This window comes from Pedobacter sp. (assembly GCF_039594775.1).
Taxonomy (GTDB): domain Bacteria; phylum Bacteroidota; class Bacteroidia; order Sphingobacteriales; family Sphingobacteriaceae; genus Pedobacter.
In genome coordinates, this window is the sequence record NZ_JBCNMT010000006.1 from 168,858 (window position 1) to 184,940 (window position 16,083).

The following is a 16,083-nucleotide window of genomic DNA, read 5'->3' on the forward strand; positions in this document are numbered from 1 at the left end:
GTGCAAAGATAGCACAATACGGTAAGTGGGCATAATATATCGCTCTCCCGTTTATTATTTATTGTTAGACTTGAGGACGTGAGACTCTTTATTATACCTAAACTTTATACTTACCCAAATATAAAAATTAAAATCATTTGTTACAAGAACTTGTAACAAAAAATATTTAAAAAATTCCTGTATTTATTAAATGAATGAAGCAAGGGATAGAAAACGACTAGAGGCCTTTGGCGAAAATGTTAGAAAAATAAGGGAAAGGCTTAAACTAAGTCAAGACCAAGTAGTTGCTAATTGTGATGTTACCAAAGGAAACTTAAGTAATATTGAAAACGGTAACAAGGATTTTAATTTTACGACGCTGTTAGAGATTGCAAAAGGCCTAGGTGTTCACCCTAAAGAATTACTGGATTTCTGAATAAACAAGACTTAGAATTAATATTATCTAAGCAACAAACTAATAGCAAAACCTAAAAAACAACTTATCACCAAAGCAATAGCTATTTCACCCCAAGTGTAATAGGCGTTGTTTTCCTTCGAAGCAACTAGAGAAAATAAGTCAGAAAGAATTTTTCTTAATGTTTCCATGGTAGATAGAATAAACTAAATATAAGAAATAAACTCTCTCCAATTAAAACTATGCTACAGGAATTAAGCCCATTAGTATTCGGTATAATTACAATAGCTATATCAGTAGTAGCTTTGGTATATTCAATTAGATCATACAAGCAGTCTCACAAAATCAATAATGAAAACATTCTTTACCAAGAAAAAATAAATGCTTACAAGGACATAATGTATTCTTTAAGCGATTTACTGAATACCATACAATTATATCTTCAATTAACCGAGGAAAAAATAAAGCAAAAAGCCCTAAAAGAGGAGGATATAGAAGAAATAAGTGAATTTACAGATGAAATAGACGATAAAGTAAATGAATTTGACAATGTGGTAAAAGCTAACTCCTCGATTCTTCCCAACAAAATTTTAAACAAATTGGACTACTTAGTTTTTGAGCTATTTGATGTTAAGCCTTTAATTGATTTAGAAAAATACGAAATCCCAATTTACGAAAAATCATTAGACACATTTTATGAACAAGCTGGCATACTTGTAGATGCATTCAGAAAAGATTTAAATACAAAAGCCCTTAATCAGACTTTATTCAAGAGAATAAAAAGAAAATAACATCTCTTATTGTAATCACCTATTTATAATTAAAACTCTTAAAATGACATACAATACTATACCTGATTTATTAAGAAGAAAAGCTGTTCAAGCTATTTTCAATACCAATACCATGAATGCTGCTTGGCCTACATGGTTAAATATAATTCAAAATAAACTTGGAAATAATTATACTGAAAATGATATAATTAATTTGGGTGATCATCTTGCAGAAATTTTTCAATCTACTTCCGTGACAGGGAGAGACCAAGCAGCTCTTTCAAGTGGTGGTACTGCATGGGAATCTCTTGTATGCTGGTATATCAATTTATGCACAGTTGGGAGTAGAGTGGTTGCTATAAAAACCATGAGCATGGTCCCCAAACCTATACAAGATGCAACCACAATAAATTACTCAAACTTTGCCTGTAATACCGAGTCAGATATTACAGTAGTTATCTTTCCTGATGCTTATGACTATAATACTGATATAAATCATCTAGTAATAAATGATGCCTCCGGAATCCCGATTCCAATTACAAAGCAAGGGAAACTTAATAACTCTATTTTAGATTTTTTAACAGAAAGAGATTTCGCACAAACAGAAATAGGTATAATTCAATGTAAAACTAACTGGAATGACAATGCCCAAATACCAATGCTTTGGGACATGATATATTCTGCTGGAGGCTTTAGAGGAAGAAATATAACAATAGGCCGCAATAACTTTAGTATACAGAATGCACCAAATTTTACTTACTCATTTGTAACTGTACCATCTAATTCAAGAGCTAATTATAACCCTCAATCTGTCGCAGTAAAACGAGTAACTAATTTATCAGGTGGGAACTACTGGGGAAAGGCAACTACTCTTGGGGTTGCCAGATCTATTAAAGAAATTTTTAACAACAACTATTCTTCCGGCTCACGGACAAACTTACGCAATGATTTAAGAAATGCATTAAATGAACTAAACACTAACGGGGACTTAGATTATTTTAAGATTTAAATATAATCTATTTTAGATGCGCAATAATAGCATCTTCTAATTCAGACTTATGTATAAAGTGGATATTATCTAAATTAGGTAGCCTTTCCAATAATATTTCTCTTAATTCTTTTTCGTTCTTTGCATAAGAGTAGAACACAATCCTGATGGTTTTATTAGCTTCGAAAGAGCGTATTTTTTCGATTATTTCGTCCCCATTTACATTAGGTAGATTATAGTCGACGCAAACAAGTTTTAAAGCTAAAGCAGAAAGCTCGAGACCAGCCTCATTTTCAAAGTCCTGTAGGCTAACATAATGAAATGGATTTATTTTATAACCCAAGTCAACTGAATCTACATCAAAATTTTTCAATATCCCTTCTACAAACTTCGTATCATCTTCAATCCACAGTATGTCGTGTATAAGCATTAATATAATTAGTTTAGTTTAACAATAAATTCAGTAAGCTGCTTATTATCAGAATTATACAATATATCATTACCAGACTGATTCAACATCTTTTTTATATGATACAAGCCTATGCCTGAGCCTACAGTAGTTGTAAATCCAAAATTAAACAAATTTCCAATATGTTCTTCTTTAATTCCATTTCCATCATCCGAAAATGAGATAAAAAGGCTTCCCTCTTTTATCAAAAACGAAATATAAATATTTTCCGCAGAAGCTCTTCTTGAATTGCTTATTAAGTTATCAATTACGATATTGAGTTCTAAAGGTTTTATTCTACTATTAAACTTCGTTCTTCTATCGTTTGTAAATATAATATTAGGTTTTTGGTTAGAAACCAAACCCAGTATATTTTTAATATACTCTATAATATATTCAACAACATCCAAATCGATTTCCTCAGTATATAATTTAAAATTTGCTTTAGATGCAAATCTAGATATAGAAAGAATTTTTTTGTTTTCAAACAAAATATATTCTAAAATAGAATACAATTCAGAATCAATATTTAAGTCTCCCTTTTTATATCTTTTAAATGCATATTTTAATTCGTTATCTATATTTTTTGAAGATATACCGGCATGATGCAACAAACTAACGACCTCTTCATGATCTTGAGATTTAATAGATTTCAAAAATAGATTTTCGCTTTCCTTCTCTTCCAAAGCCTCCTTGGCTTTATCCTCTGCTATTCTAGATTGTTCCAATGCAAACAATAGCTCCTCCACTCTTTTTTCAGTTGTATTAGCAACACTAAGAATTTTATCATTCCCAGTATCCTTTGCCATCTTAAAAAGATTTTTAATTAATGAAGTTACGCTATCTTTTTGGCTGTCATTTATTATACTTAAAAAATTCTCATTATATTCAATATCTATAATATCACTATTGTTAGTTAATTTAGAAACAAGTGTAGTAATCCTGTTATTAACTATTTCCTTATCGTTTGTGTTTAAATTGTCCTCAACACTTAAGAATAAACCATTACCCCATTTTTGCACATCAATGACATACTTCTCCAATCGAACAATTGCCTTATCCCAAACAAACTCTTTAAACAACAAATACACATCATTTATAATAAACCCGCTACCTCTACTTGATGTCTCAACAAAACCTTTGTTATCTCCATTAATTTCAATTCGACCTATGACATCTTTATTTCCAATATAAAGGGTAGGTTTTTGAGCCTTTCTTGAATCCAGTCCTAATGTATCTTCATCCGATTCTCCAAATGGATAAATTCTTATGTTGTTTTTGTAGAGAAATATAGAACCATAATCTTTAGTATTAACTCCCATTCTATGACTGAATGTCAACTTTGCTGATTTATTTAAATAGAAAATCTTAACATGTATATCATATAGCGACGAATATGTATTTTTTTCCTGTATTTTGTAAATACTTGTACCTCCATCTAAAAGCTCTGTAGTAATGGTCTCACCATTTTTAGAGATTGAAACATCTATACTTGACGTTTTAATCTCTAAAGCTTCAAATATAAAATTCTCTACACCTCTCTCTACAATCCCCAAATCTTTACACGTCAAGAATATTTCAAAATCTTTAATTTTATCTCCTGGGTGAATAAGTTTAGCTAAAGAATTATATAATCGCTCTATTTTTTTATCATGCCAAAAGCTCCTTAATTCTGTAATTTCTAAAATAGTGCCATGTCTTAAATTACTTTCAAGTTTGCTAATAGATTTATGGGGTATTTCTATAGTTACGAATTGATGGCGTAAGTTTCTTTCAAATTCTTCCCAATCTGTATCTATTATTTCAACAAACTGAGATTCTTCCTTAGATGTATAAAGTCTAAGCTTTCTGCCAAGTCTATCACATGAAAAACGACCTATTCCTTTGGCTCCTGCAAAGGCTCTATGTTGATAAATTTTATCTCGATAATCTTCATCTTCAGTCCCTTCTTTTTTTGCTGAATAGGCAACAAACAACCATTTATTTTCGATATCCGATAAGCTCATTCCTTTACCGTCATCTTTAATAATAATCCTTGAATGCTCTTTATCAAATAAATTTTCAAAAATTACATCAACCCTCTTAGCATGAGCGTCATAAGCATTTTTGACTAATTCAAAAATTGCAATTTCGTCATCAGTAATTAGTTCCCTTCCTAAAATATCTTTTAGGCCGGAACTAACTTGAAAATGTAATGTATCTTCTTTTTCTATCTTTGACATTTTAGGCAATTTATTCAATATTTTTTAATATTTCCATAGCTACTGCCCTAGCCATTAATGGTGGCACAGCATTACCAACCAATGTATATTGCGGAACTTCACTTTTCCTCTTATCACCACCTGTAGACCTTTTCCCTTGAAAAACAAAGGAGTCATCAAAAGATTGAAGACGGGCCATTTCTCTTACCGTTAAAGAACGAGGGCTAGAGAAATGTATATAGTCATCGGGGATAGTTAGCACAGTAGGGCTTTGCTCCGAAGCCTTAAGAACATTATAATTTCTTTTATCAGAATCTATCCCCTTATCTTTCAATACTTGTTTAGCAATATCATAATTACCTAATTCCAATATAGATTTAAGCCTTTCTACCACCTCCTTGTTTTGTTTGCTAGTTTTATGATTGTGGAGCGGCGCAGCTAGCTGTGTTTTAGCATCGTTAAGTTCATGTGCATATCTAACATAAAATGGACTTTTTGCATTAGAAAAACGTCCATTTAGACGCCCCTTTCTGGACCATTCAGCATATGTAAAGCCACTTTTATTTGCTTCTCCATTAATAGCACGTTTTTTAAGCAATGCTTTCATTGCTTTTGTGCTTCCATTATATTTTTGATTTAAATCAATCTGCTCGTAGTCAAATTTTTCCTGATCATTACCTATAAAATCTAAATCATATAGGGCCTCAAACACGGTTACTTTCTCATCTTGACCAACAGTAGCAGGTATATCTGTTATTAGCTTTTGATCTTTTCTACAACCTATAAAAAGTACACGCTCTCTATTTTGCGGAACTCCATAATCCGATGCTAACGCTACAAAAGGGGCCTTAATATTGTATAAACGTATCTGATTTAGGATACGCAAAAGCTCATCCTCCTTTTCAACATTTTTGGCAAACTTATTCAACTCCTCCACACATTCATCAAATGAATAGTTGTATACCTCAATAGCTTTAATAATCTGATTAACCTGTTCCACATAATCAAAAGGCGGATTTAACTGTCTAAATGCAGTTTCTATTTTTTCTATAATGGTTTCAGGTTCTATAGAAGTAAGGAAATCATCGAAATGTGAAGCAAACGCATCATTATCTAAATTACAATAAGCCTTTTCAGCAATTACTTTTTTACGGATGTAAATAAGTTCGTTTGACCTCTTCAACAAACTAAAACCATGTCTAATGGTGCTAATATTTGGATTATTTTTACTAGCTTTTAAATCACATATTTTAGGGGTTATATTCTTAAATTTGCTTTCTAAATTTTGAATATACTTCTCCTTCAACTGTTCGAGCTCCTGATCTAGCGCTTGTTCGAACAAAAGGCGTTGATTAAAACACTCTAAAATAAAACCATTATCCTTATCCGTTTTTTTTAGAGAAGCTATAAAATTGATTAGAAGATGATACTCCTCTAAATCAACTATAGACCTAATCTCTTGCAATATCATTTCACGAATTCGCCCTCCTTCTTTAGTAAGTATCCCCTTAACATTTTCCATCACAAAATACTTCGGCCTTAATTGCTTAATCACATTAAGATAATGAGCAAAAAGATCATCTTTTTTATCAAATTTCTTACGCTTTCCTGCTAAACTAAAACTTTGACAAGGAGGTCCTCCGCATACAACATCAACCTCTTTATCTTGTATTCTCTTTACCAAATTATCCAAGAAGTCCGGTTCAGTAATATCTTGCCTTAAAAATTGCGCATCAAGACCTAGTTGATAATTATATCTGGCTATATGAGTAAGTTCACAATTCTCGTTTATATCACTACCTAATAAAAAATCATATAATTTGTTATCATGTTCTGCCTGCAAAAAGCCTTCACTAAAACCACCAGCTCCAGCAAAAAGATCAACCAATGTAATTTTCTGTTTATCCTCTAAATAAGCCTGTTGTTCACAAATTATCTTTACATCTTGATTTGACTTCCGACTATCAACCAATGATTTAATCTTCTCTTTAATATTTGTCTCTGTTAATTGGGAATGCGGTGTATTATCTATATGCTTTTCTACCTCTTGCTTTAAAAATAAGAGATACTTGTTAACGGATAAATGATCAGCATTAGTTTCTTTAACCATTTGATTTTCACTATCCCAATCAGTTTTAACAATCTTCTCACAAGTTGACACTTTAATTTGGGCATCCTTTTGCCTAATTACCAAATGTATAGGGAATAAACCCATTTTGTTAGCTTTACTGTCTAAATAGAATTTTACACTCACCATGTTACGAACAAATTTACGGACACGGACAAATTTACGGACAAGAAGTATAATTCCAAATATTTTACTAACAATAATGCGGAATTACATTTGTGATTATTCGAATAAGATGTTTAAGCAAATAGCTAGTCTATCAAAAGATAAAGACTTAATAAATCAGTTTCAATAAGCTTCTCGGAGAAAAGAGCCAATGATATAGTAACAACACTCATACGAGCACTACTAATCAAACAGAATCATTATTTATCTTTCTAAACAAGAATTCATAATTTAAACGTAACCGTTGCGCAGTAAATTCAAATTTTTCACTAATAGCAATACAGTAAACCTTAGTATTCTTAACAAGCTTATTTAAAGCATCTACATCACCTATAGCTCTATTGATTTTCTTATGATAGTAAAAAAACTCTTTTTCATCCATTATTAAATCTAATGGCCTTCTATTGCGAGTTTCAAAATCTATTACAGAAAGAAAATAATCCTTTATTTTGTTCAAATCTTCAGAATCGCCATTTGCAAAACATTTCTCATAAAATTCGCTCCTTACATTAAGCCACATCGTTAGTTTGTGATTAACTGGCTGTTGCTTACGTAGTTTCATATTTACATCGCCTGTTGCTTCGAAAGCATCGTTAAAATTTATGTTTAATCTATCCATGATTGTGATAGTCTCAGGTAGAAAGCTTGCTATAATTGGAAACATTCTTTCTTGCTCAATTCTAATGGTTGATAAAGATTGGTACAAATTATCGAAAGCCTCTATTCGCTTGGTTCTTCCCTTAATATTTTCTAAACCAACAAAAAAAGCTTTAAAACTATTATTGTAAGAGATATCCTTATAATTATCTAAGGCAGAACAAGGACGTACATGTGCATTAAAATTTGGGCCACCCTTAACTGTAACCAGACTCTCAAACTTCCTTAAACTTTCAGCTTGCTCAACCAAATAGCTTTGAAAAATCAGATAATTTCTGCGAACAATCTCTCTTATGGTTTTTCTTTCTCTAAATCTTGCTATCGCTTTGATAGTTTCATTAATAATAATCCCTAAACTGAAAACAGTTAATGATACAATAATCGTTGCGGTTGGGGTCTTTTCAATTCCCAAGTATTTGGAAAGCCAATCAATAAATCCGCTCATAAAAAGTCTTAACGTTGCTTATTAATTTCAATTATCTCTTATACAACTTTTCCCTATGCCATTCCAAAGCTTCCTTTGCAGGATAATGGTTTTGCTGTTGAGGTAATAGTATCTTTCTTCCTTTTAATGCACTAAGCGCATAAGGATGGTTCCTGTCTTCGGTTAAATGCTCAGACACTAAAATACGATAGTTTTCATCAATGCTGAGCAGGCCGCGATCAAAAGCACGGTGCATGTTAGGGCAAAGCGCAATGCCATTGGTTACCTTATCATTGTGGCTATGGCTAAAAGGTATAATGTGGCAAGCATCAACAAAGCTATGCCTATAGATACTACCTAGGCTCATACCGGTAAAGCTGCATTGCTGTTGGTAAAGTCTTGGTACTAGGCGTTTAAATAGGCCATTGCGTACAAATACATCTTCTTCGGTGTATTTACTGATGTGCTTGTATTTAGCTTGGGGCTCCTCCAATAAATCTAAAGTTTGCTCAATCAAATAACCTTGCCCCTGCTGTTTGGCATGGAGAAGGTTATTTTTAGTTTCCGCGAAATAAGTATTTAGCAATACCTGTTTTAAATGGTTTCGGCTTACAGCATCATTTAACAACAGCCACAAATCGGCAGCTAAGTAACCATACTGGCAAACACTGGCCAATACATTTACAGATTTGATATGGGCATTAATTTGGCAGCCGGGCACAGGCTGTAAAAACCAATAGCCTTGGCCTTCGGCCCTTTCGTTTTGCAGGTAATAAAAGGGTTGGGTAAAATCTTCTTGGTGCGGCGTAGTTACCAATAAAAGCCAATTTTCTTTAAAGGTACCCACCAATTGAGCATCTGCAAACACGCGGTTATCGGCAACCACGCCTTTTTCTATCAGCTCAATAAGACTTAGCAGCAAAATGGGTTTATGCGGTGCGGCACCATATTTGGTACCGCCACGTTTAAGACGTGCAAAAGCTTTGGCGTATTTTTGGAGCGCTGGGTTTAACAATTGGCAATTAATTAAGGTCTTGCTAAAGTATCAACAAAGCTCGTGAAATGCAAATAGCAGACACCTGGCCTCACCTCAAACTATACCTCAACCCCACAAAACCCCTGATGCCCTGATTAGGTGCATATACATAACTGGGATCAAAAGTTAAACCATAGGGGTTATTGGGTGTAGGCAGGGCATTGCCTTGGGGATCAAACTGCACCTGGCGATCAAAGGGATCGTGGCTACGGGCAATAATAAAGGGATTGTTTTTGGTAGGCTTAAAGTTGAGCAGGTTTTTTACGCCGCCATAAACCTCCAGGTTTTTAAAGCCGCGGTACACCAATTGGATATTCTGCAGGCTCCACACGGGCGAGTAGGGCTGGCGGGGATCCAGATCGCCCAGCAAGGGCAGGCGCATGGGGCCGTAAATATTTCCGGTATAGTCAATGCCCAAATTCAGCGCATTGATCAGGTACGATACCGACCAAGTGCCCATCCATTTTTCGGTAAGCATTTGCTGTGTTTTTTGTCCATCGGCTACCAAGCCAACATCCTGCAAGGTAATGCCCGCATTCAGTTTTAGTCCAAAGTTTAAGGTCACATCAAAATTCCCGGTCAGGCCCTTGCTTACCGCATAGCCGCTAAGGTTATTGTAGCGGATCTGGTTAACGTTGGTTTCATAATCGGCCACAATGCGGTTACTGAAATGGGTGTAAAATGCCGAAACATCAAGAGTGAACGTGTTTCCGCTTAAATCGTACATTTTTTTAAGGTAGTTGAGGTTCACGTTGTACGTTTTCTCGGGCTTCAAATTCTCCTCGATCACTACTTCCCTAGCGCCAGTTAAAGCGGCATGGTCTTCGGTAAAAATATTCACTACCCTAAATCCAGTGCCGGCATTGAGCCTCAGGATGCTGCTTTCGTCAAAATTGATCTTATACGCAAAGCGAGGGGTAAAAATATGGCCGTGTGCAGAGTGGTAATCATAGCGCATGCCCAATAAAACCGAATGTTTTTGGTTCAACTTAATTTCGTCCTGTACAAAAGCTCCTGGCAGGTACACCTTTTCGGGGCTGTTCCCATTGTCGAAGAAAGTAGCTGGCGTATTGTCGTCATAATAAGTATAACGAAAGGCCGTACCCAACAGCAGATCGTGGCTACCCATTTTTTTGTCCCAAGTGAGCTGCGAAAAGGCAATATTTTGTTGGGCAATGTATGAGGTTTCTCCGTACCTACTATCCTGATGGTGGCTCGTTAGCGAAAAGGCCAAAAACATCCTTTCCTTAAATGGCAATTGATAGTTTCCCAGCAATTCAAAGCGCTTGGTGTAAATACTTTCGCCATATATATCACCACCACCCCTGTACTGCTTTGTCCAATTCATTTGCCCGCCCCATCTGTCTTCATATAAATACCTTCCGGCTAATGAGAACAACCTATTTTCACGCCTATTGAAATTCCATTTCTGAAAAACCGAAATCCTATCCTGCAGGGTCACATCGGTAAAGCCATCGTGGTTGTCATCTACCCTGTTTCCATATTTAAAATAATTCACCCCAGTTAAAAAACTTACCTTGGGAGATAAACGGGCCTTAAACCCCAGATCAATATTGTGCTCCAGATAACTGGTGGTCATCAAATCGGCCGTAAACTTTGCGGCCCGGCCCACATCTTTGGTAATGATATTGATCAACCCGCCTACCGCTTCGCTACCATAAAGAGATGATGCGGGGCCTTTTACCACCTCAATGCGATCTACCAATGAATTGGGAATGCCCGATAAACCATACACCGTAGATAAACTGCTCACAATGGGCATCCCATCAATCATCACCATGGTGTAAGGCCCTTCCAAACCGTTGATATGGATATCGCCAGTGTTGCAGATGTTACAGTTAAGCTGTGGCCTAACGCCATTGATATTCTGCAGGGCATCAAAAATGCTTGGGGTAGGATTTTTTTGGAAGAACTTGGCCGTATAAATTTCCACAGGCACTGGACTTTCCAAACGATTGACCTCTTTTTGTGTTCCTGTTACCACTACTTCCCGCAAGCGCTCCTTTTGTTCGGCCAGATCGAAATGCAAAACCGTATCTGACGAAATTTGCACGGTATTCAGCTGTGTTTGATAGCCCAAAGCTGATATTCTGATTTGATATTTACCAGCATGAAGGGCCACAAAGCCAAAATTTCCTTCGGCGTCGGTCTGTGCAGAGCGCTGTAGCTCTATAATGCGCAGGCTGGCCTTGGCTACAGGCATTCCGTTGCTTTCCACTTTACCTTTCAGCACTATATCTTGAGCATGGACATTTAAAAACAATAATAAAAGTATCAAGAAAGGTAAAGTCTTCTTCATCATCAAAGTGATTAGCTATACAAAAATATAAATTTAGACAAATCTAAAAAATAATTTAATAATCATAAATATTTAAATTAAAAAAATCTAAACCAATATACTAACGCAACATTATTGCAAATATAAAATTACATTCATAAAATGCAACAACATTGCAATAAAACAAAAATGAAAAGATGCTGTTACTTATAGCCCACAATTGTTGATATTTGCAGTTATGCCTAACGATATACAGATAAAGAATAAGCGAGCATTTTTTGATTACCACATTTTAGACAAGTATGTGGCGGGCATTGCTTTGCTTGGCACCGAAATAAAATCGATCAGACAGGGAAAGGCCAATTTAACCGATGCCTTTTGCATGTTCATCAGCAATAGCCTTTACATTCGCAACCTTCACATTTCCGAATACAGCCACAGCTCTTTTTATCATCATGATATTAAGCGGGACCGGGTGCTGCTATTACAAAAGAAAGAATTAAGAAAATTGAGGTTAAAAGGAGAAGAAAAAGGTTTCACCATTGTGCCCCTACGGATCTTCATTAATGAACGTGGTTTTGCCAAGGTAGAAATAGCATTGGCCCAAGGTAAAAAGGAGTTCGACAAACGTGATACCATTAAGGAAAGGGAAAGCAAACGGGAGTTAGACCGAGCGATGAAGTTCTAAATAGAAATGAGAGAATGAGAGAATGATTAAATTTTGAGTAGTTCCAATTCATTTTCTCATTTAGTCATTCAAAATTCAATCACTCACTCATTCAAAATTTTATTATACATGAAGATAGTTTTTATGGGTACGCCCGATTTTGCGGTAGCGTCTTTAGATGCGCTTAAGAATGCAGGGTTTGAGATTGTGGGCGTGGTTACCGCAGCAGATAAGCCCGCTGGACGTGGTCAAAAATTAAGTGAAAGCGCTGTTAAAAAATATGCCGTTGAACATGGATTAAAAGTTCTTCAGCCTTTAAAGCTTAAAGACCCCACATTTATTGAAGAACTACAAGCTTTAAAGGCAGATCTTCAGGTGGTAGTGGCATTTAGGATGCTCCCAGAAATTGTTTGGAAAATGCCTGCCAAAGGTACCATCAACTTACATGGTTCTTTGCTGCCTCAATATAGAGGGGCTGCGCCAATTAACCACGCAATCATTAACGGTGAAAAGGAAAGCGGCGTAACTACGTTTTTCCTTAAACAGGAAATTGATACAGGCGATGTAATTTTTTCGGAGAGCACCCCAATTACCGAAGATGATACCGCGGGCACATTGCACGATAAACTGATGAATATTGGAGCCAAACTGATCGTGAAAACGGTTAAAGCCATCGAAAATGGCGATTATAAGGAAGTACCGCAGCCCATGAGTGCAGATTTGAAAATGGCACCAAAAATTTTCAAGGATTTTTGTGAGGTCAATTGGCACCAGGATAACCAAACGGTATTTAACCACATCAGGGGTTTAAGTCCATACCCTACCGCGTTCACCTTTTTAAATGATAAAACTTTGAAGATTTTCAAGGTGGAAAAAGAAAATGTTTCTCCCAAGGTAAATCCAGGGGCCTTTGAAACAGATGGAAAAACTTTCCTGAAATTTGCCAGTAACAATGGCTATATCAAATTGTTGGAACTACAGCTCGAAGGCAAAAAAAGAATGATGGTTGACGAGTTTTTAAGAGGCGTTAGACTATAAACCGCTAACAAGTTTCCCAAAAGTATATTTGGGAAACTTGTTTAATTCTCATTTATTTAAGGTTATAAGCATCTATTGCCCTTTCGATATCCCTGTTACCCGATGCCTGCATTAGATAGCCTCCTAAAGCCAAACCTCCACCTACTCCCAACAATACAACACTCCCTACATAACCATTAGCACTCGTCCTTTCAAAAGAAGCGCTATTCATTTCTTTGTTCCCGGTACTTACAAAGTTAATCAGACCTGCTAAAATAGCGGCTCCCGCAGCTACGTACATAACGGTGCCACCCTGCTTACGTTTCCTATAACTTTCCAAAAAATCAAGACTTTTGGGGTTGTCGGCCAAATCCATTTTCAAGCTAGCATAGCTTACTTTTTTCACATCTGAATAGCCTTTGTTATAAAACAACCTGGTAGAAATTGCCCGGGGTCCCCTGTCCCTAAATCGGTAATGGTTAAATTCATACGGCACAGGATCATAAGCAACCTCTTGGTAAAGATTGATTTTACCTTTCACAATTCTTTCCGAAAAAGCATTGACAGCGAAAAGACTGGTCTTTCGGGTATTGGCAAAGAAACCATCTTCATTGTTAAAGAATTTTACCTGTTCCAAGGGAACTCTTCTAGAATCGGCCCGCAATACCCACGAACCGGCAAAATCAGATCGTAACCTGATTCGATCTGCATGAATGACAGAATCGGAATTGAGATAGATAAAATTTCTGGATTCGTCCGTTTGCGAACGAGCGTTCAGGGCATAGCATGCCATGACGATCATGAGTAGTTTTTTCATATCGATTTACATTTGTGTGTGTAAAACAAGATACAAAAATTTTATCCTGAAAAATCTATAAAAAAATAAACGACAATGTAATTTATTAGCGATACAAGTAAATGCTCAAAGAAAATTACAGCGAGTTTAACTTTGTACTCAAGGCTTTGGCTACTTCATTAAAATAACGTTTTCTTCCGTAGCCCATTACCCATCTGATGCCACTAACGGCATTGGTTACAAAAACCTCTTCAGCTTCATTTAATATTTGGGGGTTAATTTGCGCTTCAATTAATGGCAATTGGTTTTGCTTCGCCAATTGCATCACCACATTCCTCATTACACCGGCCACGCACCCTTCTGAAAGCGCAGGGGTATAAATTTGTCCTTGATATACCACAAAAACATTCGAGCTGGTACTTTCGCACAGGAAACCATTTTGATTAAGCAGCAAAGCCTCATCCAAGCGGTGCTGCTTTTGATATAGCCCTGCCATTACATACAATAAAGCATTGGTGGTTTTACAATTTGAGAGCTTATTGATAGGCTTAGGGATTTCATCATACACATCAACAATCAAGCCCTTGGTATTGAGCTCATACGCTGCATTGGACAAAGCAGAGGCTTCCAAAAGATATCCCACTTTATTACTTTGCGGCGTGTAAAGTCCTTCCCCATTACGATAGATGGTTAAACGAAAACGAGCATTGCCATGAATTTTATTTTTTTTGGCCAGTTCTGATGTCTTTTGTTTTAAGAAATAGTCATCCAATAAAGTGTAACCTTCCATTTTTAACGCCTTCATTCCTGCATGCAACCTATCTGCGTGAAGTTCTGGGAACTTTAATTTTCCGTTACACATGCGCATCGATTCAAATAAACCATCTCCAAACTTGAAGCCCCTGTTTTGGGCCTGCAAAAGTGGAGCATTGCTCTCATAAAACTGGTCGTTAAATAAAATATATTGCGACATCTAAGACTGAGGTTGTACTAGGTAATTACGCCATTTGGTTAAAACAGAATCAAAATCTGCTGGCAGCGGTGCCTCAAACTCCATATATTGTTGTGTAGTTGGGTGTATAAAGCCCAAGGTCTTTGCATGTAAGGCTTGCCGCGGCATCAAATCAAAACAATTGGTCACAAACTGCTTGTATTTAGAAAACGTAGTGCCTTTTAAAATCTTATCTCCACCATAGTTCGCATCATTAAAAAGTGGATGGCCTATATGTTTCATGTGCGCCCTAATTTGATGGGTACGTCCGGTTTCCAATTGGCAGCTCACCAAAGTAACATAATTCAAACGCTCCAGCACTTGATAATTTGTGACCGACCACTTGCCTTTTTCTTCATCGTCGTAAACATCTTGGATGATGCGGTTTTTTAAACTTCGTCCGATGTATCCTTCTATCCTACCATCATTTTCAATATCGCCCCAAGCCAAAGCAATGTATTTACGGGTAATGCTGTGATCAAAAAACTGTTTCGCCAACTTGGTCATGGTAATTTCGTTCTTACTGATCAGTAACAGACCGGAAGTATCTTTATCTATACGATGCACTAAGCCTGGCCGACCGTCGTTACCTGGCAAAGTAGGCAATTGGTCAAAATGATAAGCCAATGCATTCACCAATGTACCCGTATAATTATTATAGCCAGGATGCACCACCATACCCGCCGGTTTATTTACAACCAACAGGTCATCATCTTCGTAAACAATATCCAAAGGAATATTCTCTGGGTAAACCTCCGTATCACGAGGTGGTTGGGCATAAACAATGGAAATTTCGTCCAAAGGTTTTACCTTATAGCTAGCCTTAATGGTTTGCTTGTTTACCAACACATTACCCGCATCAATAGCATTTTGTATCCTGTTTCTAGAGGCATTTTCAATGCGGTGCATTAAAAACTTGTCAATTCGCAACAACGACTGTCCTTTATCAACGACAATATTAAAATGCTCAAATAAGTCCTGTTCCTCCTCTTCCTGCCCTATTGCGAAATTTTCCATGTTGCAAAAATAAATTATCAAATCGACATTCCTTTAAAACAAATTGGCTTATTTATTGTAGTGTAGGTGGAGAATTCAAATTGTG

14 protein-coding genes are annotated in these 16,083 nt (G+C 36.1%); 5 read left to right on the top strand and 9 right to left on the bottom strand.

Annotation, left to right across the window (positions count from 1 at the left end):
- The first annotated feature begins 190 nt into the window (after window positions 1–190).
- From ABDV71_RS15225 to ABDV71_RS15235, 3 genes are all read left to right on the top strand, one after another.
- On the top strand, window positions 191–415 hold the full coding sequence (locus ABDV71_RS15225; RefSeq protein WP_343534029.1) for a helix-turn-helix transcriptional regulator: 225 nt from the start codon (window positions 191–193) through the stop codon (window positions 413–415).
- Between the two features lie 221 nt (window positions 416–636).
- On the top strand, window positions 637–1,185 hold the full coding sequence (locus tag ABDV71_RS15230; protein WP_343534031.1) for a hypothetical protein: 549 nt from the start codon (window positions 637–639) through the stop codon (window positions 1,183–1,185).
- A 43-nt stretch (window positions 1,186–1,228) separates the two neighbouring features.
- Complete coding sequence (locus ABDV71_RS15235; RefSeq protein ID WP_343534033.1) at window positions 1,229–2,173, top strand: hypothetical protein; 945 nt, start codon at window positions 1,229–1,231, stop codon at window positions 2,171–2,173.
- A gap of 7 nt (window positions 2,174–2,180) precedes the next feature.
- On the opposite strand, the gene ABDV71_RS15240 is transcribed toward ABDV71_RS15235, so the two are convergent.
- From ABDV71_RS15240 to ABDV71_RS15265, 6 genes are all read right to left on the bottom strand, one after another.
- A complete protein-coding gene (locus tag ABDV71_RS15240; protein ID WP_343534035.1) occupies window positions 2,181–2,582 on the bottom strand; it encodes a hypothetical protein in 402 nt (133 codons plus the stop codon).
- Between the two features lie 8 nt (window positions 2,583–2,590).
- Window positions 2,591–4,822 carry a sensor histidine kinase gene (locus ABDV71_RS15245; RefSeq protein ID WP_343534036.1) on the bottom strand — a complete coding sequence of 744 codons (2,232 nt, stop codon included), beginning with the start codon at window positions 4,820–4,822 and terminating at the stop codon, window positions 2,591–2,593.
- A 10-nt stretch (window positions 4,823–4,832) separates the two neighbouring features.
- A complete protein-coding gene (locus ABDV71_RS15250; RefSeq protein WP_343534038.1) occupies window positions 4,833–7,058 on the bottom strand; it encodes a DNA cytosine methyltransferase in 2,226 nt (741 codons plus the stop codon).
- 223 nt (window positions 7,059–7,281) lie between these two features.
- Window positions 7,282–8,196, bottom strand: a complete 915-nt coding sequence (locus ABDV71_RS15255; protein WP_343534040.1) for a hypothetical protein — start codon at window positions 8,194–8,196, stop codon at window positions 7,282–7,284.
- Between the two features lie 31 nt (window positions 8,197–8,227).
- On the bottom strand, window positions 8,228–9,190 hold the full coding sequence (locus ABDV71_RS15260; RefSeq protein ID WP_343534042.1) for an HNH endonuclease: 963 nt from the start codon (window positions 9,188–9,190) through the stop codon (window positions 8,228–8,230).
- A 70-nt stretch (window positions 9,191–9,260) separates the two neighbouring features.
- On the bottom strand, window positions 9,261–11,531 hold the full coding sequence (locus ABDV71_RS15265) for a TonB-dependent receptor (protein WP_343534044.1): 2,271 nt from the start codon (window positions 11,529–11,531) through the stop codon (window positions 9,261–9,263).
- A gap of 217 nt (window positions 11,532–11,748) precedes the next feature.
- Between ABDV71_RS15265 and smpB the strand changes: the two genes are divergently transcribed.
- Together smpB and fmt are read left to right on the top strand one after the other, a co-directional pair.
- Window positions 11,749–12,198: an SsrA-binding protein SmpB gene (smpB, locus tag ABDV71_RS15270; protein ID WP_343534046.1), complete on the top strand. Its 450-nt coding sequence runs from the start codon at window positions 11,749–11,751 to the stop codon at window positions 12,196–12,198.
- Between the two features lie 108 nt (window positions 12,199–12,306).
- Window positions 12,307–13,215, top strand: a complete 909-nt coding sequence (gene fmt, locus ABDV71_RS15275; RefSeq protein WP_343534048.1) for a methionyl-tRNA formyltransferase — start codon at window positions 12,307–12,309, stop codon at window positions 13,213–13,215.
- 52 nt (window positions 13,216–13,267) lie between these two features.
- Here the strand turns inward: fmt and ABDV71_RS15280 are convergent, their stop codons facing one another.
- The 3 genes from ABDV71_RS15280 to ABDV71_RS15290 all read right to left on the bottom strand — a co-directional run bounded on the left by ABDV71_RS15280 (window position 13,268) and on the right by ABDV71_RS15290 (window position 15,998).
- A complete protein-coding gene (locus tag ABDV71_RS15280) occupies window positions 13,268–14,011 on the bottom strand; it encodes a hypothetical protein (RefSeq protein ID WP_343534050.1) in 744 nt (247 codons plus the stop codon).
- Between the two features lie 115 nt (window positions 14,012–14,126).
- Window positions 14,127–14,963 (bottom strand): aminotransferase class IV, encoded by an 837-nt coding sequence (locus tag ABDV71_RS15285; RefSeq protein ID WP_343534052.1) that lies wholly within the window; start codon window positions 14,961–14,963, stop codon window positions 14,127–14,129.
- The gene (locus tag ABDV71_RS15290; RefSeq protein WP_343534054.1) at window positions 14,964–15,998 is read right to left on the bottom strand and encodes an RluA family pseudouridine synthase; all 1,035 of its coding nucleotides are present in this window, start codon (window positions 15,996–15,998) and stop codon (window positions 14,964–14,966) included. It abuts the gene before it with no gap.
- Window positions 15,999–16,083 lie beyond the last annotated feature (85 nt).